Consider the following 17,985-nt stretch of genomic DNA (forward strand, 5'->3'; position numbering starts at 1 on the left):
CTCGATTCAGATATTCTTCTCGGGCGCCTCGCGGCCGACCATCTCCATCTGCTGCGGTGCATACCGCTCGCCCGCGGCTTGCAGACTGGAAGCACCAGCGCTGATTTCGCTGACCTCGGCGTCGGTCAGTGTCACGGCAGCCGCGGCGATATTCTCCTCCAGGCGGTGCAGCCTGGTCGTGCCGGGGATGGGCACGATGTAGGGTCGCTGTGCGAGCAACCAGGCAAGCGCGATCTGTGCCGGCGTGGCGCCCTTGCCGTCGGCGACCAATTTCAACAGATCGACAAAAGCTTGGTTCTTCTCCATTGCGTCGGGCGAGAAGCGCGGCACGCTGCTGCGGAAGTCATTCGCCGGCAGCTTCGTATCCTTGCTCATCGCTCCGGTGAGGAAACCCTTGCCGAGCGGGCTATAGGGTACGAAGCCGATCCCGAGTTCGTCGCAGGTGTCGAGAATGCCGTTGGTTTCCGGCGCGCGCCACCACAGCGAATATTCGTTCTGGAGCGCGGCGACCGGCTGGACGGCATGCGCCCGGCGGAGTGTCTGCACGCCCGGCTCCGACATGCCGAAATGTTTCGCCTTGCCCTCGGCGATCAGCTCCTTGACCGTGCCGGCCACATCCTCGATCGGCACGTTCGGGTCGACGCGGTGTTGATAGAGTAGGTCGATCGTCTCGACGCCGAGCCGTTTCAGCGACCCTTCGACGGCCTGCCGAATATGCTCCGGCCGGCTGCTCACGCCGCGGTTCTCGCGCGTGTCGGGATCGATGTCGAAGCCAAACTTGGTCGCGATCACCACCTGGTCGCGGATCGGTCGCAACGCCTCGCCGACCACTTCCTCGTTGACGAACGGGCCGTAAACCTCGGCGGTGTCGAAGAAGGTGACGCCGCGCTCGGCAGCGTCACGAACGAGCTTCACGCCGTCCTCTGTCGAGAGGCTCGTTGCGTAACTGAAGCTGATGCCCATGCAGCCGAGGCCGATGGTGGAAACATGAAGGCCACTGCGGCCGAGTTCGCGATTCTGCATATGAAATCTCCGTCAAGTGGCGATCAGGCGACCGACGCCGACCTGGCGTCCGCCTCGGCGAAAGTCCGGCGCACGAGGCCGATCGCGGTGCTTGCCGTCGGCCAGCCGGCATAGAAGGCGAGGTGAGTCACCATCTCGACGATCTCGTCGCGCGTGACGCCGTTTTCGAGCGCCTTGCCGAGATGGAAAGGCAGCTCGTTGATGCGATAGAGCGAGATCAGGCTGGCTACCGTGATCATGCTACGGTCTCGTGCCGAAAGGCCAGGCCGCCGCCAGACGTCGTCGAACAGAATTGTATCGGTGATCTCGGTCAGCTTGGGTGCGATATCGCCCCACGGTGCCCGCATCGGTTTGGTCTCTTCGGTCATGGCTGCTCCTCGTCGCCAGGCATCTAGGCTTCCGCCGCCGGGACGATTAGACTGCACAATCGGGAAATGGCTTTGAGTAGAATTCAACAATGGCGCGCAAGGACTTCCACGACCTGCTAGCCTTCCGCGCTATCGCGATGGAGAGAAGCTTCACCCGCGCCGCCGCGCGGCTCGGCGTCTCCACATCGGCGCTCAGCCACGCGCTGCGGGGGCTGGAGGAGCGGATCGGTATTCGCCTGCTCAACCGCACCACCCGGAGCGTGGTGCCGACCGAGGCCGGCGAACGCCTGCTGACGACGGTATCGGCGCTGTTCGACGGCGTTGAAGCCGAGCTGGCGAGCTTGGCAGAGTTGCGCGACAGGCCGGCCGGAAACATTCGCATCACGACGAGCGCGCATGCGGCCAAAACCATATTGGAGCCGGCTCTGCTCCCGCTCCTCGCGGCTTATCCCGACCTGAAGGTGGAATTGAGCGCCGAGGCTGGCTTCGTCGACATCGTCGCCGAACGCTTCGATGCCGGCGTTCGGCTGGGGGAGACGATCGCGCAGGACATGGTCGCCGTCCCGATCGGGCCGGACATGCGCATGGCGGCCGCGGCATCGCCGGACTATTTCAAGCGGCGCCCGCCGCCGATGACGCCTCATGATCTGAGCGATCACAACTGCATCAACCTGCGATTTCCGACCTATGGCGGACTCTATGCATGGGAGTTCGAGAAGGACGGCCGCGCGCTGAACGTCCGGGTGAACGGGCAGTTGACGGTGAATGACACGGCTCTCGCACTTCAGGGGGCGATGGATGGTCTTGGCATTGCCTATGTCACCGACGATCAGGTGCTTCCGCTGATCCAGGAAGGTCGTCTGGTCCGCGTGCTCGATGACTGGTGCCCGCCGTTTCCAGGCTATCATCTCTATTATCCCAGCCGCAGGCAGCACTTATCGGGCTTCGCCGCCGTCATCGAGGCGCTGCGCTACCGCTCGGAAAGCCTCGGGCAGTCGATCGCCGGGTGTTAAGCGGCCTCATTTTCGTGAACCGCAACGGGCTGCGGTGGCGGGACGCGCCGAAGGATTATTTGCCGGGTCGGATTGGTCAGCCGGGCCAGAGCGGTGTGGATATCGTCGACCACATCCTCGATCTCTACTCGCCCCAGGAGTGCGCAAACTACTTCGCCGCCTGCGGCTATGATGCAAAATGATCGAAAACCGCTCTAACCGGCGCGGGATGCATTGAGGCTTGGTTGTCACCATCGGTCACGCCGTCGCCCAATCTACTTCAAACGGCGTTACCCGTTTTTCCTCGGGTGAGGCCGATCAGCACCGGCATGGCGAGCAGCACTAGCGGATATTGCAGCAGCAGGCCCGCGATGATGGCGATCGCCAGCGGCTGCTGGATGCCCGCCCCGCGCCCGATCGACAGCGCCAGCGGCAACAGGGTGAGGATCGCGGCGAGCGTCGTCATGGTGATCGGGCGCAGGCGGTTGCGGCTCGCCTCGCGCGCTGCGTCGCCGTGAGGCATGTGGCGGGCCAGTTCCTCATATTCGCTGACGTAGAAGATCGCCATCTCGGTGCCGATGCCGATAATCATCGTCATTCCCATCAGCGCGGTGATGTTGAGATCGACGCCCGTCAGCCACAGCGCCGTGAACACCGCCGTGGTGGACAGGAGCGAGCAGCCGATGATGACGAGCGGCGTCGCGAAGCGGCGATAGAGGATCAGCAGAAGGATAAACTCCGCGATCAGCGCGGCGAGGAACACGCGGGCCAGCCCCGCGAAGGCGATCTGCTGCTGCTGATAAAGCCCGCCGAGGTCGTAGCGGATGCCAGGCGCGAGCATTCCCGGCTGCGCCAGCACCGCCTTGATATCCGCGATCGTCGCGCCCAGCCCGCGCCCTTCGATGCGGCCGGTGACGGCGACTATCGGCTCGAGATTCTCGCGTGCGATCTGCGGCTGGCCGGTGACGGGCTGGAGATCGGCGACCCGCGACAGCGCGAAGACATGGCCATCGCCCGCGCGGATCGGGAGGTCGGCGAGGCCTTCACGGGTGATCGTCATCGCTTCGGGAAGTCGGATGCGGACGTGGATCGCCTTGATCGGCTGGGGGAGAGTGGTGGCGACCGCTCCGTTGAGCGCAGCGTCGATCGCATTCTGCACCTCGGCCGGCGTGACGCCCTCGAACCCCGCGCGGATCGGATCGATGCGCACGTCGATCGCGTCACCGGCGAGTTGCACGCCATCCTTCACCTCCACCACGCCGGAAACCTTGCCGATCGCGGCGGCGACCTTGCGCGCCTGATCGGTGAGGATCGTGGGATCGGCGGCGAACAGCTTGATCTCGATCGGCTGCGGCACGGCGGTCAGGTCGCCGATCAGGTCTTCTATCAATTGCGCGACCTCGACCTGCACGCCGGGCACTCGCGCCTCGACCTGATGCGCGATGGCCGAGGCGACTTCCTCCGTGCCGCGCGCGTGATCGGGCTTGAGCCGGACGAAATAGTCGCCGTGGTAGCTCTGCCCGAGATCGCCGCCGAGGCCGGTGCCGAGCCGGCGCGAGAAGGTCAGCACGTCCGCATCGGCGCGCAGCAGCGCATCGACCTCGGCCATCCGCCGCTCCGTCTCGATCAGCGAGGTGCCGGGCGGGGTGTAATAGTCCATCACGAACCCGCCTTCGTCCACCTTGGGCATGAAGCCGGTCGGGACGTTGGCGTAGCCGATATAGCCGAGAACCAGCAGCGGCGCACCGACCGCGGCGAGCAGCCACGGCCGGGCCAGCAGCAAGTCCAGCCCTCGATCGTGCCAGCGCGACAGGCGTCCCTCGCTCGCGGGATCGTGCGTCGTGTCGAAATCGACCAGCCGGGCGGTGAGGGCTGGGACGACGAAGGCGGTCATCGCCCATGAGATCGCCAGTGCCGCGCCCATCGTCAGCGACAGCGCCTTCGAGAACGCCCCCGTCACACCGCTGAGGAAGGAGAGGGGGAGGAACACGATCAGCGTCGCGAGGCTCGATCCGGTGAGCGGGGCCATGAACTCTCGCGCGGCGGGCAGCACCGCGGCCTTGCCGCCCGATCCTTCCGCGCCGGCACGGCGGACGATATGCTCGACCATCACGATCACGTCGTCGATCAGCAGGCCGACGGCGGCGGCGATCCCGCCCAATGTCATGATGTTGAAGCTCATGCCGCAGATCGTCAGCACCAGCACGGTGATCGCAAGCGTCGCCGGCACGATGATTGCGGCGACAAGGGTGATCCGCCAGCTTTTGAGGAACATCAGCAGCACCAGCGCCGCGAGCACCAGCCCGATCAGCACCGCCTCGCGCACGCTGGCGACGGATTCGGTGACGAGCTGGCTCTGGTCATACCAGCAGACCAGCCGCGTGCCCGGCGGCAGCTTCACATGCGCGAGCTTTTGCTCGACCGCCTTTGCGATCTGTACGGCGTTACCGTCCGGCTGCTCGTAGATGTTGAACAATACCGCCGGCCGCCCGTCCTCGCTGACGCGCAGCCATTGCGGCATGATGCCCTGCTGCACGGTCGCCACGTCGCGGACGCGTACCACGCCGGCGGGATCGGCCTTCACCACCACCTCGCCGACCGCCGCCGCGCCGGGCAGCGTGCGGTCCGCGATCACCAGCGACAGCCGCCCGCGATCCTGCACCCGGCCGACCGCGCCCAGCACGTTGCCGTTGGCAATCGCGGCGGAGAGGTCGCCCATCGCAAGGCCGTGCGCGGCGAGGCGGGCGGGATCGGCCAGCACCTGGATCTCCGCCGTCTCGCCGCCCTGCACGTCGACGCGGGCGAGGCCGGTGATGCTGCTCAGGAGGGGCACGACCTGATAGCGCGCGAAATCCTGCAATTGCGTCGGCGTCGCCTGTTTCGATTCGAGCGCATAGGAGATGATCGGGAAGACCGTGGGGTCCATCCGCCTCACGCTATAGGTGGTGCCGGGCGGCAGCGCTCCGAGCGCGCGCGACATCGCGCCTTCGACCAGCAGCGTGCTCGCCACCATGTCGCGGCCCCAGCCGAAGTCGATCGAGATTTGCGCCGCGCCGCGCGTCGTTTCCGATCGCACGCTCTGCACACCCTGCACCGCGCGCAACGCCTGCTCGACCGGCGTGGTGACGATCAGCGCGGTCTGATCGGCGGGGCGCGATCCGGCGTCGACGTCCACCACCACGCGCGGGAAGGAGACCTGCGGGAACAGTCCGATCGGCAGCGAGAAGGCCGCCACGACGCCCGCGATCGCCAGTGCGACCGCGATAGTGAGGAAGGCGCGGGACTGGCGCTGGAGCAGGGCGGCGTAAATCATCGCCGGACGGCATCCCCATCCGCGAGCTGATACGCGCCGTCGACGATCAGCCGCGCGTGGGCATCGAGCTTGCCGGAGACGAGATCATTGTCCGCGCGCGCCACCTCGACCGTGACGGGCACCGCCTTCGCCTTGCCGCCGGCGATCTGAAACACCTGCGCCTTGCCGTTGCTATCCACCACCACCGCGCGATGCGGCACGAGCCAGCCTTCCGCGCGGCCCGTCTCTATCTCGACGCGCATCGCCTCGCCGGAAAGGATCGTGCCGGCGGGGTAGGCGATGTCGACGTCGATCTGGCGCGTGCGCGGGTTGAGCATCGCGTCGATGCGCTGGACCCGCCCGGCGACGCCCGCACCGCCGTCAAGCCGATTGAGCGAAACCGGCGCGCCGATGCGCAAATCCGCGCGGCTGGCGGGATCGACCCCGACCGTCACGATCATCGCCCCCGCCCGCGCGATCGTCGCCAGCGCCTGCCCCGGCTGGGTGCGATCGCCGGTGGCGACGGGCAAGGTGTTGACGACCCCGGCGAAGGGCGCGCGCAACGTGATCGTCGCCGCGCCCGCGCCCTCCTTGGCGAGCGCGGCGCGCGCGACGCGGGCGTCGACGACGGCCTTCTCCGCCTGCACGAGCTGGTCGCGCGTCGCGAGCTGCTGGGTGACGAGCTGCGCGGTCGTGGCGCGCTGCGATTCCGCCGCTCTCACCGCGCCTTCAGCCTGAAGGTAGAGGCTGCCCGCTGAGGGAGCGACAGCGAACACCACCACCGGCTGCCCCGCCGCGACATGCGTGCCAGCAACGGCGGGGATGGCGGTGACCTGCCCCGGCTGCTGAACGCTCAATGTCGCCACGCCGTTCGCCGAGGGCGTTGCCTGACCATAGCCCTCGATCACGCGCGGCAGGCTGCCGCGTCGCGCGAGCATGGTGGAGACGAGCGTCGAGGATTGCGCGCCCTCATCCGCCGGTTCGGACGCGCCGCATCCACCGAGCGCCAGTATCAGCGACAGGATCGCGAGCCGCCTCACCGCGCCGCCCCCTTCGCGCCGGGATCGGGCAAGCCGAGCGTGTCGACGCTCGGCAGGCCGGTGCCGAGGAGCGCCTCGATCGCGATCTGCCGATCGAGCAATGCGGTTTGCAGCACGGACACTTCCTGTTCCTTGGTGAAGCGGTTCGTGATCAGATCGACATAGGCGCGCTCGTCCAGCGCGGCGCTGCCGAACGCGGCGCTCGCCCGCGTCGCGGCGGCGCGGACGGCGGGAAGATCGCGCTCGACGAGCGCGAGTTGCGCGCGAAGCTGCTCCATCTCGGAAAGCAGCGCGCCGATCTCGCCCGACGCCGCATCGAGCCGCGCGGCATATTCGGCGCGAAGCTGCTCCCGGGTAGCGCGGGCGATGGCGATATTGCCCTGGTTGCGATCGAACAAAGGCAGGCCGATCTGCGCGTTCGGACCGGCGTTGACGACCTTGCTGTTATCGCTCGATACGCTGCCGCCGAGGATGAAATCGGGGAATTGCGACAGGATCGCCCCGCGGAACGCCTCATCTTGCGAGGCATAGCCGAAGCGCAGCGCGAGCAGATCCGGCCGGCGCGCGGCGAGCGAGGGCACGGCGGCGCGGGCGGCCGCGATATCCAGCGGAGCGATATCGGGCGCGGATTGCAGCGGGACGATCGCATCCGGAGCGAGGGCGAGCAGCGCGTTGAGCTTGTGCCGATCCTGCAGTTGCTGCTGATCGAGCGCCTGGAGATTGGCGCGCGCCTGCTGATAGCCGAGCGCGCTCGGCGCGGCCGTCACCAATGTCACATTGCCGGCGCCGAGCGCGCGCTGCGTCACCTCGTAACGGTGGCCGAGGATCGCCAGGGCCTCTTCCAGCAACGGGCGCTCGCGCGCGTGCTGGATGATATCCGTCGCCAGTTGCCGCGCCTGGCCGGCTACCTGCCATTCCTGCCACAGCAGGTCCGCGCGGACCTGCGCCACCGCATCGCGCGCGCCGCGCAGCTTCGGCCCGCGAATGATGAACGCCTTGAGATCCTGCGCCAGCCCGAAATTCCACGCCGGAACGCTCCCCGCTCCGGAGACGAGGGGCAGGAAGGCCCCCGTCAGCGCCGGATTGGGCAGGACGCCGGCCTGCACCAGTTGCGCCTCCGCGACGCCCCGTTTCGCGCGCGCCGCGACCAGATCGGGCGACCGCGCGACGGCAAGCGCGGCGATTTCCGCGACCGAAAGCGGGCGATCCGGCACACCGGGCAAGGCGCGAACCTCACCGGCCAGCGCGGCCCGCTCGGCGAGCGGCGCTGGCGCATAATGCGCGCAGCCGCCCGCCAGCATGGCGAGAAGCAACGCAACGGCCGGTCGGAGGGTCGTCATGGCCGTTTGCGTTAGCCGCCGCCGGGGCCGAACCCACATTGTATTATCCCAATGTTGGGGAAAGCACTGGCGCCGCGGGGGCCGCTTCCCGAAAATCGAGGCGAAGGAGACTCGCCCGATGTTCCCCGCCCGCCCGCTCGCGCTGGCCCTTGCCGCGCTGCTCGCCACCGCCGCCGACGCCCCGCCCTATCAACTTGCCGCGCCGATCCCCGCGCCCGGCGACGGCGGCTGGGATTATGCGCGGGTCGATCCCGCCGCGCGCCGGCTCTACGTGGCGCATGGCGACGAAGTGGCGGTGATCGACCTCGCGGCGAGGCGCGCCATGGCGCCGCTCGGCCCGATCGCGCACGGGCACGCCGTCGTCCCGCTCGCGACGAAGGAACTGGCGGTGACGAGCGGCAACGACGCGACGGTGCGCTTCTTCGATCCGGCGACCGGCAGGCAGACCGCCAGCGTCGCGGTGGACGGGAAGCCCGATGCCGCGATCGTCGATCCCGTCACCGGCCACCTGCTGACGATGAACGCCAAGGGCGGGACGGTCGGCGAGATCGACATCCACGCACACCGCCTGATCCGCGCGATCCGCGTGAAGCCCGGCCTCGAATATCCCGCGATCAGCGGGCGCACGCTCTACGTCAACAACGAGGAAGCGAACGAGATCGAGGTGATCGACCTCGCTACCGGCACGGTCCGCGCGCCGATCGCGCTGCCGGGATGCGAGGAGCCGAGCGGGCTGGCGCTCGATGCGGCGCGCGGGCGGCTGATCGGCGCCTGCGCCAACGGCGTCGCGGCGGTGGTGGAGCTGAAGGCGCGGCGGCTGACGCAGACGGTGCCGATCGGGCGCGGGCCGGATGCGGTGCTGATCGACGCGCGGCGCGCGGTCGCGCTGATCCCTGCGGGGGCTGACGGAATGCTCGACGTGCTCGATCTCTCGGGCACCAGAGTGACGCGCAAGGCGAGCATCCGGACCGAGCCGGGCGCGCGCACCGGCGCGCTCGATCCGGCGAGCGGCGCCGTCTATCTCCCCACTGCCCGTCTCGCCCCGCTCGTCGCCGGTAGCAAGCGCCCGACCGCCGCGCCCGGCAGTTTCCATATCGCCGTGGTGAAGCCGCTTTGACCTTATGCTAGGGTTCGGCGATGCGCGTGCTGCTTGTCGAGGATGATGCCGAAACCGCCGCGCTGATCGTGCGCGGGCTGGGCGAGGCGGGGCATGAGGTGCAGGTGGTCACGCGCGGCGACGAGGCGCTGGCCGTGAATGCCGGCGCGCACGACCTTGCGATCATCGACCGGATGCTGCCGGGGCTGGACGGGCTGGAGGTGGTGCGCCGCTGGCGGGCGGAGGCCGTCAGGACGCCCGTGCTGATGCTCACGGCGCTGGGCAGCATCGGCGATCGCGTATTCGGCCTGAGCGCCGGGGCGGACGATTATCTGGTGAAGCCGTTCGCGCTGGCGGAGCTTTCCGCGCGCGTCGGCGCGCTGCTGCGCCGCCCCCCGTTCGCCGATACGCCGACGCGATTTCAGGTGGGCGACGTGACGCTCGATCTGCTGCGGCGCGAGGTGCGGCGGAGCGGAAACGAGGTGCGGTTGCAACCGCGCGAATTCGGCATCCTCGAACAATTGATGCGCAATGCCGGCCGCATCGTCACGCGGACGATGCTGCTGGAAACGGTATGGGGTTTCCATTTCGATCCGCAGACCAACATCGTCGAGAGCCATCTGAGCCGGATGCGCGGCAAGCTCAACGAGGGTTTCGACAGCGACCCGATCGAAACGGTGCGCGGCGTGGGATATCGGATGCGCGGCCATGACTGACTGGCGGCGCAGCGCCGCCTATCGCATCGCCTTCACCTGTTCGGCGGCGTTCGCGCTGGCGGTGACGTTGCTCGGCGGGCTGGTCTATCTCGCGGCCCATCGCGCTTTTCGCGCGCAGCAGGATATGGCGCTGGCGGAGGCAAGCGCCGCGCTGGTGCAGGATTATCGCCAGCAGGGGCTGGCCGTGCTGGCTGGAACGATCCGGCGGCGCAGCGCCACCAACGGTGTCGTCACCTTCGGCTATGCGCTATTCGACGCCGCAGGCAGGCGCATGGCGGGCGATTTCGAACTTGCGCTGCCGCCCGTCGGCTATTCCGATGCGGTGTTCCGTGATCCGGTGGAGGGGCCGGACAGCGCGCGCGTGCTGACCACGCGGCTGGATCGCGATCACCTGATTGTCGTCGGCATCGATTCACAGGCGTTGGAGCGGATCGATCGCGTCATATTGTCGCTGTTCGCGGGCGCGTTCGTTCTGGTGCTGCTGGTTGGTGGAGCAGGGGCGGTGCTGCTTGGTAATTATCTCCGCCGCAGGCTGGAGCGGATCAGCGGCACCGCGCAGGCGATCATGGAGGGCGACATGCGGCGGCGCGTTCCGGTTTCGCCGCGCGGCGACGAGTTCGACCGGCTGGGCCAGGTGCTCAACCTGATGCTGGACCGGATCGCCGGGCTGCTCGACAATCTGCGGCAGGTGTCCGCCGACGTGGCGCATGACCTGCGCACGCCGCTGGCGCGATTGCGCGGCGGGCTGGAAGCCGCGCTGGCGCAGCCCGACGATGCCGCGCGCGAGACGGCGATCCGCGATGCGGTGCGCCAGAGCGACGCGCTGCTCGCGCTGTTCGGCGGCATCCTGCGCATCGTGGAAGTGGATGCGGGCGATATCCGCCAAAGCTTCGCGGCCGTCGATCTCAGCGCGCTGGCGGAGGATCTGATCGACAGCTACGCCCCCGCCATCACCGACAGGGGGCGCCATCTGAGCGGCGATATCGCGCCCGGCGTGATCGTCGCGGGGGATCGCGAGCTGATCGCGCAGGCAACGATCAACCTGCTCGACAATGCGCAGGCGCATACGCCGCCGGGCACGGCGATCCGGCTTTCGCTGCGCGCGGAAAACGGCTTTGCCCTGCTCGATGTGTCCGACGACGGCCCCGGCGTGCCGGAAACCGATCGCGCGCGGATCGTCGAGCGCTTCGTGCGGCTCGATCCCAGCCGCTCGGCGCGCGGGCACGGGCTTGGCCTCAATCTCGTGGACGCGATCGTGCGCGCGCATGGCGGCGCGATCGCGATCGGGGACGCCGCGCCGGGGCTGCGCGCGGTGCTGCGCCTTCCGCTGGCCGCCGCTACCTGATCCCGGCCGCGGCCAGCTCGGCCGCCGCGGCATCATAAGCGGCGCGGAATTCCGCCTTCGCCATCAGCCGCTCGGAGACCATCATCCCCAGCGCTTCCCCGGCGGTCACGTCGCTGCGGAAATGCTGGAGGCAGACGACACGGCTCTGCCCGTAGCGTGCCGCGCGGGCGAGGATCGCCGGCGCCTTCGACGGGATCAGCCGCGCCAGCACGGCGCCCATCGAGAAGGCCATGGTGGTATGGCCGCTGGGATAGCTGGTCAGCGGGTCGCCGCGCTTCTGCGAGCAGATGTCGAGCGCATGATCGATATCCCATGGGCGCGGGCGTTTGAACTCGTCCTTGCCGCGATCGGCTGCGTCCTTGGCCGTCGCGCGCACCAGCTTCATCAGGTGGACGGTGGCGGGAAGCGCCTGGAGATCGAAGGCCGGGCCGATCGCGCCGGGGAAGATCGAGGCGCTCTTCGTCTCGCCGTCCAGCGCCGCATCGGCCTTTTCGTCCGCCGATCGCGCGCGCTGGACCATGCGCAGCTCGTCCATCTCTGCGCGCGCCTGCACGCCGTTCGCGGCCGGCGGGGGCGGGAGCACCAGCGCCGGATCGAGATCGGCCTGCGTGAGCAGCGGCACGGGCTTCGGCGCGTCGGCGCCCGCGAGCAGCAGCGCGAGGAGCGGCAGCATCAGAATTTCACCGTGATGTCGCCCGTCACCGTGCGGCCGACCTGATAGAAATATTGGTCGGACGCGGCGGTCTTGCCGGTGTTGATGTTGGTGACGCGCTGCGAGTCGAACAGGTTGTTCACCTCCACGCCGAAACGGATCTTGCCCAGATCGTAGCGCGCGGAGAGGATCGCGCTGTTGTAGCCGTTGCTGCGATAGAAATTGTAGCTGCTGAGCGACTTCGCATCGCCGGGGACGATCGTGCTGGGATCGGTGAACCACTGCCGGCCGGTCCATTTGTCGATCAGCGAGAAGACCATCGGCCCATGCTTGAACAGCACGCCGCCCGCGGCCGTCCATTCCGGCGCATTGGCGACCTGAAGCGACAGGAAGTTGGCGTTCTGTGTCTTGGCGTAATTGCGCGATCCGTTGGCGAATACCGCGAGGCCACCGGGGAAGGCATAAGTGATCTGGCCCTCTATGCCCTTGTATTGCACCGATCCCTGATTGAACCAGATCGTGCCGACGCCGGGGATGGGCGATGTCATCGAGGCGAACTTGTTCGAGAAATCGATCTTGTACATATCGGCGTCGATGCTCAGCCGTTCGCCGTGATAGACGACACCCGCCTGATAATTGGTCGACTTTTCCGGCTGCACCGTGGAGCGGCCCGGAATATCGACATAAAGCACGCTGAGCGACGGCGCGAGGAAGCCCCGCGCATATTGCCCATAAACCGAAAGCCCCGGCGTGATCGCATAGTTTACCGTCGCGAACGGCAGGTTGGCGCTGTAGTCGCTGCTCAGTTGCTGGGCGTAGCGCGTCGTCTGGTTGTAATCTGCATCGACGCGGCGGTTGAAGTCAACATGCTTGAGGCCCGGCGTGATCTTCAGCCCCGGAATGGGCCGCAGCTCCAGCTCGACGAATTCCTCAGTGTGGTTGGTGTTGCTGTTCTGGTCGAACTTGATGTTCTGCGGGGTGGCCGCGCCGGTGACGGGGTTGGTCACCTTCTTCTCGATATAATTGGGTAGCATCGTCACCAGATCGACATCGCGCTGCTGGCGGTATGTATCGGACCATTCGATCCACGCGCCGGTGGTCAGCGTGCCGAAACCGAAATCGAGATGAACCTTCGCGATATCGCCATACACGCGATATTTGTTGGTCTTGGTATAACCCGGCACCCCCGGAACTGTGACCTTGGAGCCCGGAGTGAGCGTCACCGTGTTCGATTCGGGTGTGGCGTGGCCGTAGGCGGTGACGTCGCTGCCGCTCAGGGTCTCATTATCGTAGCTGTAGGTATAGGCGCGGTTCTCGAAGCTGGATTTTTCGCCGAGATCGGCCTCGAACTTGATGATCTCGAAATCGGTGGTCTTGCGGGTGTGGTTATAGCCCCAATAGCCCTGGCTCGTCGGATCGTTGTTCAGGCTGTAATATTTGCCGTATTTCGCGATCTGGTCCTGCGTCGCGCCGTCCTTGTCCGGCTGGTTGAAGCGGTTGACGTTATAGGTGCCCAGGAACGTCAGCCGCGCGTGATCGCCCAGCGGCACCATCACCTTGCCGAAGATGTTCCACGAGCGGAACGGGCTGTAGGTGCGCGCGCCGTCGGACTTCACCCATTGCGTGCTGAACACGGCTTCGGTTCCGCCGAGCTTGTCGATCGCGCCGGTCTGCGCGACGGCGCGGAGCAGATAGGTGTTGAAGCTGCCATAGGCGGCCTTGCCCTCGAAGCTCGCATCCTCGCGCGTGGCGCGGCTGAACAGGTTCATATTGCCGCCGAACGTCGCCTGCCCGAGCGTGGAGGCATTGCCGGGGCCGCGATCGACGATCAGCGTCTCCACCGTGTTCGAGGGGAAGAAGGTGTTCGAATGGTGCGTCGGGTCGTTGGTGTCGCCGAACGGCACGCCGTCATAGGTGACGTTATATTCGCCGTCCTGGAAGCCGCGGATCTGCGCCTTGGATTCGGACAGGCCGGAGCCGTTGGCGTTGCCGTAATTGGAAACGCTCGGCGCGATCAGCGCGATCTGGTTGAAATCGGCGGTGGCGGGGAGCGAATCCTCGATGAAGGAGCGCGAGATGATCGATTGCGGCTGCGTCGTCTTGAGCGAGGCGGTGACAGGCGCGATCTCGTTCGCCCTCGTGCCGGTGACGACGACGTCAGAGCCTTCGGCAATCCCGTTGTTCTGCCCGTCCGGCGCATTCGCGGCGGCATCCGCGTCGGTGGGAGTGGCGGAGGCCGGCGCGGTGATGGACAATGCATAAGCGATAGCGGTCGCGGCCAGCAGATGCCGGCGCGTGGAAAACGCGAACTTCATGATGATGCCCTTTTGGCCGGAAACGGCTGGCGCGTCGCTAGATCAAGCGTGTGACGGATTCGTTGCGGTCATATGTCAGGATGAAGATTGTGATTTTGCAATCTTCCTGAACCCGGACGGGTTGCCTCGCGCGAGGTGGCCGAGCTTCTCGGCTCTCGGGACGCCGCGCCCGGATGTCGGCGTCTGCGGCCCAGACATTTGGACACACGTGAACGACAGATTTTGGCATGAGCGGACATCTACAATGTCTGCCGGGTACGACCGGCATGGGTCGCTTGCCGCCGTAAGCCGCCGCCAGCTCGTGGGGACTAAGCCGCTATTCGCGACCATGATCGCGATCGGTAGGTTTCGGATGAAGCGGTCGTTCGCGATTCGGCGGCAGTGAGCCAGGGAACGAGCAAGCCTAGGCCGATAACGGTCGTTTACGAGTTCGCAACCTAAAGCCTATCCAACGGTGCCGAGCCTCGAGATGGGGAGGCGAGGTCAACCGCTCGCCCGCGCCGCGTTCGCTTTCGTCTCCAGTTCGGCGATTCGTTCGGAGCAAATCTCGTGCACGGCGCGCCCGAGCTCCTCAACACGGTATCCGAGCCAGCGCAATTCTTCTTCGGATATCTGATAGTGCTTCGAGTAGCGTGCCTTCACGTAAGCTTCCTTGAGCTTCTCCCAAGTGCGCTGCTCGAACCGGTTCTCGCGTGGCCAAGCATCGACGAGCCGGCGGTCGAGCCGTTCCGCCTGCGTGCGCAGGAAGCCGATATTGTGAACATGTGGCGTGTAGAAGGTCTTTACCAGCAACACGCAGTGATAGAGCGCCTCGGTGCCTTGATGGAGTAAGAACGCAGCCTTTTTCCAGCTTCTTCTCCCCATATAGAAATTGTAGCCCTCGATGAATTCGGCGGCGCTAGGCATCCACTCCTCAAAATACTCCCGCGCCATCTCCAGCGCCTTGGGCGGCGTTTTGGGCCTGGGTTCATGCAGCTCAGTCGGCAGCGTCTGGTAGATCGCGATGCCGTCGCGCTTGACGTCCATGAAGAAGTAGCGGCCGTGCGCGAGCCCGTCGTTCACCTCCTGGAGCGTGTGGACGATGAAATTGACCGGCGTGCGCAGCGTCTTGGTAATCGCCAACTCGCGGTTGAGCCGCTCCTCCAGCTTGAGCCAGTAATCGACCCGATCGGTCAGGCGCTTGTCGTTGACGATGATCAGCAGGTCATAGTCCGACTGATAGCCCTTGGCGGTGTGCGGCTCATCGACCCAGCCGCCGCGCGCGTAGCTGCCGTAAAGGATGATCTTCTCGATCCGCCCCTGCTTCTTCCATTTGTGCTTCGCCAGCGCCAGCGCGTCGGCGAATTCCTCGAAGATGATCTGGACGACCCGCTCAAGTTCGCGGCGCTTCTGGGCAGGTAGGTGATCGAGATCGGTCCGCATTGAGAACAGCCTAGCAACAGATGAGGAGGGATGCACGGTGGAAAGCCGATGCGGCGCACGGCCGGGCGATCAGGGCGCCCGGCGCTCGCGGAAGTCCCAGACCTTGATGCCGAGCTTGCGCGCCTTGTCGGCGAGATTGTCCTGGATGCCCGAGCCGGGGAAGACGATGACGCCTTTGGGCATGACCTGGAGCATGACGTCATTGCGCTTGAACGGCGCCGCCTTGCCATGCTTGTCCCAGTCGGGCTTGCGCGGATCCTGCGGCACGTCATGGTTGCGCGCCCAGCACGCGGCAATGTGCTCGCCACCCGTCGGCGTCTTGCCGTGCACCAGCACCATGTCGGGAAACTGCGCGAGCAATTTGTCGAGCGTGCCGCAGATGAGCGCATGGTCCTGGTAGTTCGGACCGGCGCTGAGGACGAAGCGGGGACCATCGGGGTTGAGGACGCGGGCGTCCTGATAGGCGCGCTTGTCGATCTGCTTGCGGCTGTCGAGCACCGCCGAGGTCAGCGCCTTGTGGTTCACCATCGGCCCCGACCACGGCATCCACGGCTTGCGCAGATATTTCTCGAATTGCTCGGCGCCCATGTCGCGGAAGGATTCCATCGTGTCGCGGCGTTCCATCATGGTGATGCCTTCGGCGATCTTGCGTTCCAGCTCGACCGACTTCACCTCGCTGCCATCCTGTTGACGCTGGAGCCGCTTCTGCGCCTGTTCATTGTCATCAAGCTCGCGCTCGATCCGCTCGCCGGTGCGCTGGAAGACGTTGACGATGTTCCAGGCGAGGTCTTCGAGGTCGGGCTCGATCCGCGTGTCGGTCAGGCAGGCTACCATCGCGTCGAAGGTGTCGGCGATCGCGCCTTCCATCATGCAGGCGTCGGGAAGCGGGCGGGCGTCGGGTTCGTCCTCGAAGGGACGGTAGCCGTAGAGCTGCATCTCCTGAAGGACATAGGCGGTGGAACCGGGCTGGGGTTCGTCCTGTTCGGGCTGGTCGAGATCGATCGCCATGGGAAGTCTCCGGATGAGCCGCGCCTGTCGCGGCCTTCGCGGCGACGACCGGCGGCGGGCGGCACGCGGCTGCACCGCGTCCCCGAAGGGGCGCGGCCGGAGCGCCAGCGGAGGATGGCGGGCCAAGGCTATTTTGCTTCGCGATGCAAAGGGGCTGCGGCCTCAGCCCGCACCCCGGCGGAAAATAGCCGCCGGCCCCGCCATTGCCGCCGCGAGCCGCTTGTCGCAGTCGCCCTCTATCGAAGGCCGACGGCGTGGCCTCTGTCGGGGATGGTCATGGCGATGATCGTTGCCGGCCGATCTGGGGAACCCGGCCGGATCCATCGCCGGTGTCGAGGAACTGCGCGGCGTCTTCGGGCCAGAGCTGGGCGGACAGGCTTTGCGCGATGCACCGGCGTCCGAGATTGACGAGATCGCTGTTGAAATCGTCGAGACAGGGGTCGAGCGGCAGGATGTCGATCCCGACCGGTAGCGCGCGCTGGACCAGGGTCGTGAACGCGGTGGCGCCGGCTGGATCGTCGTCGCGCGCGACATAGAGACGGCGCAGACCGGCCGGGAATAGGATGGCGGCGAGATGCGCGGCGGAGAGGCCCGCGATCGCCGGAAGCATGGGCATGACCTGGCGCAGCGACAGCAACGTCTCGATGCCTTCCGCGGCAAGCATGACGGGACCGCTCGCGCCGAACCGCACGCCGTTGCCGAGCAGATGCCCCATGGCGCGGCGGGGATAGGCGATCGGCGCCTTGGCCGAGCCGTCGCGCTGGAGCCAGGTGCGGTGGACGCCGGTGACGGTGCCGTCGAGATCGGTCACCGCCGCGATCATCGCCGGCCATGCGTTGCGGACATCGGGCTGATCCTCGTCGGACGGCCGATACCAGCAGCGTGGGTGGAAGCGCAGCGCGTCGCAGCCGCTGAGGTCGGTGATGCCGCGTGAAGCAAGGTGGACCGCCGCAATCGTGCCGGCGATCGGTTTCGACGCGGCCAACAGCCGTCGCGCCGCTTCCGGCGTCCCGGTCGGCGCCTTGCTGCGACGTGGCGAGGGCGTGACGCTCGGCGGGGGTTGCGGCAAGCTCAGGAAGCGTCGCGCCTCATCGAGCGTGTCGCGCAAGGTCCGATGCCCACAGGAGACGGCGATGATATCGAGCAGGTCGCCGTGATCGCCATTCTGGGCATCGGTCCATTTGCCGGCCAGCCCGCGCCCGTCGGTCGAGGCGACCAGCCGAACATAGAGGCTGCGCCCGGCGGCATTGTGGACGTCGCCGACCAGCCAGTAGCGGCCTTCCTTGCGGCCATTGGACAGATAGCGGCGACAGACCGCCTCGGCCTGGTCGGCAAGGGCGGCGGCTATCTGGCTGGCGGGGCTTTGCATCACGGGG

General features: G+C 66.8%; 14 protein-coding genes and 1 pseudogene. 5 read left to right on the top strand and 10 right to left on the bottom strand.

Annotated elements, in window-relative coordinates:
• Positions 1–6: 6 nt before the first annotated feature.
• The gene (locus F9288_RS12780) at positions 7–1,023 is read right to left on the bottom strand and encodes an aldo/keto reductase (RefSeq protein ID WP_174837142.1); all 1,017 of its coding nucleotides are present in this window, start codon (positions 1,021–1,023) and stop codon (positions 7–9) included.
• A 23-nt stretch (positions 1,024–1,046) separates the two neighbouring features.
• Positions 1,047–1,391: a carboxymuconolactone decarboxylase family protein gene (locus tag F9288_RS12785; protein WP_174837143.1), complete on the bottom strand. Its 345-nt coding sequence runs from the start codon at positions 1,389–1,391 to the stop codon at positions 1,047–1,049.
• An 89-nt stretch (positions 1,392–1,480) separates the two neighbouring features.
• On the opposite strand from F9288_RS12785, the gene F9288_RS12790 reads away from it, so the two are divergent.
• Positions 1,481–2,404 (top strand): LysR family transcriptional regulator, encoded by a 924-nt coding sequence (locus tag F9288_RS12790; protein ID WP_174837144.1) that lies wholly within the window; start codon positions 1,481–1,483, stop codon positions 2,402–2,404.
• Positions 2,371–2,469 (top strand): annotated as a pseudogene (locus F9288_RS12795) (IS5/IS1182 family transposase); the annotation flags it as partial. The gene F9288_RS12790 and the pseudogene F9288_RS12795, both read left to right, overlap by 34 nt.
• A 194-nt stretch (positions 2,470–2,663) precedes the next feature.
• Here F9288_RS12795 and F9288_RS12800 read toward each other — a convergent pair.
• From F9288_RS12800 to F9288_RS12810, 3 genes are read right to left on the bottom strand one after another with little or no spacing between them, the layout of a single operon-like run.
• A complete protein-coding gene (locus F9288_RS12800) occupies positions 2,664–5,696 on the bottom strand; it encodes an efflux RND transporter permease subunit (protein WP_174837145.1) in 3,033 nt (1,010 codons plus the stop codon).
• Positions 5,693–6,715, bottom strand: coding sequence for an efflux RND transporter periplasmic adaptor subunit (locus tag F9288_RS12805; RefSeq protein WP_254620869.1), 1,023 nt, complete (start codon positions 6,713–6,715; stop codon positions 5,693–5,695). Before F9288_RS12805 ends, F9288_RS12800 begins: the two co-directional genes overlap by 4 nt.
• Positions 6,712–8,055 (bottom strand): TolC family protein, encoded by a 1,344-nt coding sequence (locus F9288_RS12810; protein ID WP_174837146.1) that lies wholly within the window; start codon positions 8,053–8,055, stop codon positions 6,712–6,714. Before F9288_RS12810 ends, F9288_RS12805 begins: the two co-directional genes overlap by 4 nt.
• A 118-nt stretch (positions 8,056–8,173) precedes the next feature.
• On the opposite strand from F9288_RS12810, the gene F9288_RS12815 reads away from it, so the two are divergent.
• Genes F9288_RS12815 through F9288_RS12825 form a run of 3 tightly spaced genes read left to right on the top strand, consistent with a single transcriptional unit; the run spans position 8,174 to position 11,212 of the window.
• Positions 8,174–9,172 (top strand): YncE family protein, encoded by a 999-nt coding sequence (locus F9288_RS12815; RefSeq protein WP_174837147.1) that lies wholly within the window; start codon positions 8,174–8,176, stop codon positions 9,170–9,172.
• Between the two features lie 20 nt (positions 9,173–9,192).
• Positions 9,193–9,867 carry a response regulator transcription factor gene (locus F9288_RS12820; protein WP_174837148.1) on the top strand — a complete coding sequence of 225 codons (675 nt, stop codon included), beginning with the start codon at positions 9,193–9,195 and terminating at the stop codon, positions 9,865–9,867.
• Positions 9,860–11,212 (top strand): HAMP domain-containing sensor histidine kinase, encoded by a 1,353-nt coding sequence (locus F9288_RS12825; protein ID WP_174837149.1) that lies wholly within the window; start codon positions 9,860–9,862, stop codon positions 11,210–11,212. Before F9288_RS12820 ends, F9288_RS12825 begins: the two co-directional genes overlap by 8 nt.
• On the opposite strand, the gene F9288_RS22180 is transcribed toward F9288_RS12825, so the two are convergent.
• From F9288_RS22180 to F9288_RS12850, 5 genes are all read right to left on the bottom strand, one after another.
• Positions 11,205–11,885: a phosphatase PAP2 family protein gene (locus tag F9288_RS22180; protein ID WP_254620870.1), complete on the bottom strand. Its 681-nt coding sequence runs from the start codon at positions 11,883–11,885 to the stop codon at positions 11,205–11,207. The genes F9288_RS12825 and F9288_RS22180 overlap by 8 nt on opposite strands.
• Positions 11,885–14,179, bottom strand: coding sequence for a TonB-dependent receptor (locus F9288_RS12835; protein ID WP_174837150.1), 2,295 nt, complete (start codon positions 14,177–14,179; stop codon positions 11,885–11,887). Before F9288_RS12835 ends, F9288_RS22180 begins: the two co-directional genes overlap by 1 nt.
• A 483-nt stretch (positions 14,180–14,662) precedes the next feature.
• Positions 14,663–15,601 (bottom strand): nucleotidyltransferase domain-containing protein, encoded by a 939-nt coding sequence (locus F9288_RS12840; protein ID WP_174837151.1) that lies wholly within the window; start codon positions 15,599–15,601, stop codon positions 14,663–14,665.
• 69 nt (positions 15,602–15,670) lie between these two features.
• The gene (locus F9288_RS12845) at positions 15,671–16,609 is read right to left on the bottom strand and encodes a DUF2493 domain-containing protein (RefSeq protein ID WP_174837152.1); all 939 of its coding nucleotides are present in this window, start codon (positions 16,607–16,609) and stop codon (positions 15,671–15,673) included.
• A 274-nt stretch (positions 16,610–16,883) separates the two neighbouring features.
• Positions 16,884–17,978: a toprim domain-containing protein gene (locus F9288_RS12850; protein WP_174837153.1), complete on the bottom strand. Its 1,095-nt coding sequence runs from the start codon at positions 17,976–17,978 to the stop codon at positions 16,884–16,886.
• Positions 17,979–17,985: the final 7 nt, after the last annotated feature.

The organism is Sphingomonas sp. CL5.1, from assembly GCF_013344685.1.
GTDB lineage: Bacteria > Pseudomonadota > Alphaproteobacteria > Sphingomonadales > Sphingomonadaceae > Sphingomonas.

Excerpts from the sequence above, each read along its gene's own strand:
- F9288_RS12780 (WP_174837142.1), bottom strand. The coding sequence starts at position 1,023 with ATGCAGAATCGCGAACTCGGCCGCAGTGGCCTTCATGTTTCCACCATC.
- F9288_RS12810 (WP_174837146.1), bottom strand. The coding sequence starts at position 8,055 with ATGACGACCCTCCGACCGGCCGTTGCGTTGCTTCTCGCCATGCTGGCG.
- F9288_RS22180 (WP_254620870.1), bottom strand. The coding sequence starts at position 11,885 with ATGCTGCCGCTCCTCGCGCTGCTGCTCGCGGGCGCCGACGCGCCGAAG.
- F9288_RS12845 (WP_174837152.1), bottom strand. The coding sequence starts at position 16,609 with ATGGCGATCGATCTCGACCAGCCCGAACAGGACGAACCCCAGCCCGGT.
- F9288_RS12815 (WP_174837147.1), top strand. The coding sequence starts at position 8,174 with ATGTTCCCCGCCCGCCCGCTCGCGCTGGCCCTTGCCGCGCTGCTCGCC.
- F9288_RS12790 (WP_174837144.1), top strand. The coding sequence starts at position 1,481 with ATGGCGCGCAAGGACTTCCACGACCTGCTAGCCTTCCGCGCTATCGCG.
- F9288_RS12800 (WP_174837145.1), bottom strand. The coding sequence starts at position 5,696 with ATGATTTACGCCGCCCTGCTCCAGCGCCAGTCCCGCGCCTTCCTCACT.
- F9288_RS12850 (WP_174837153.1), bottom strand. The coding sequence starts at position 17,978 with ATGCAAAGCCCCGCCAGCCAGATAGCCGCCGCCCTTGCCGACCAGGCC.
- F9288_RS12820 (WP_174837148.1), top strand. The coding sequence starts at position 9,193 with ATGCGCGTGCTGCTTGTCGAGGATGATGCCGAAACCGCCGCGCTGATC.
- F9288_RS12825 (WP_174837149.1), top strand. The coding sequence starts at position 9,860 with ATGACTGACTGGCGGCGCAGCGCCGCCTATCGCATCGCCTTCACCTGT.
- F9288_RS12785 (WP_174837143.1), bottom strand. The coding sequence starts at position 1,391 with ATGACCGAAGAGACCAAACCGATGCGGGCACCGTGGGGCGATATCGCA.
- F9288_RS12840 (WP_174837151.1), bottom strand. The coding sequence starts at position 15,601 with ATGCGGACCGATCTCGATCACCTACCTGCCCAGAAGCGCCGCGAACTT.
- F9288_RS12835 (WP_174837150.1), bottom strand. The coding sequence starts at position 14,179 with ATGAAGTTCGCGTTTTCCACGCGCCGGCATCTGCTGGCCGCGACCGCT.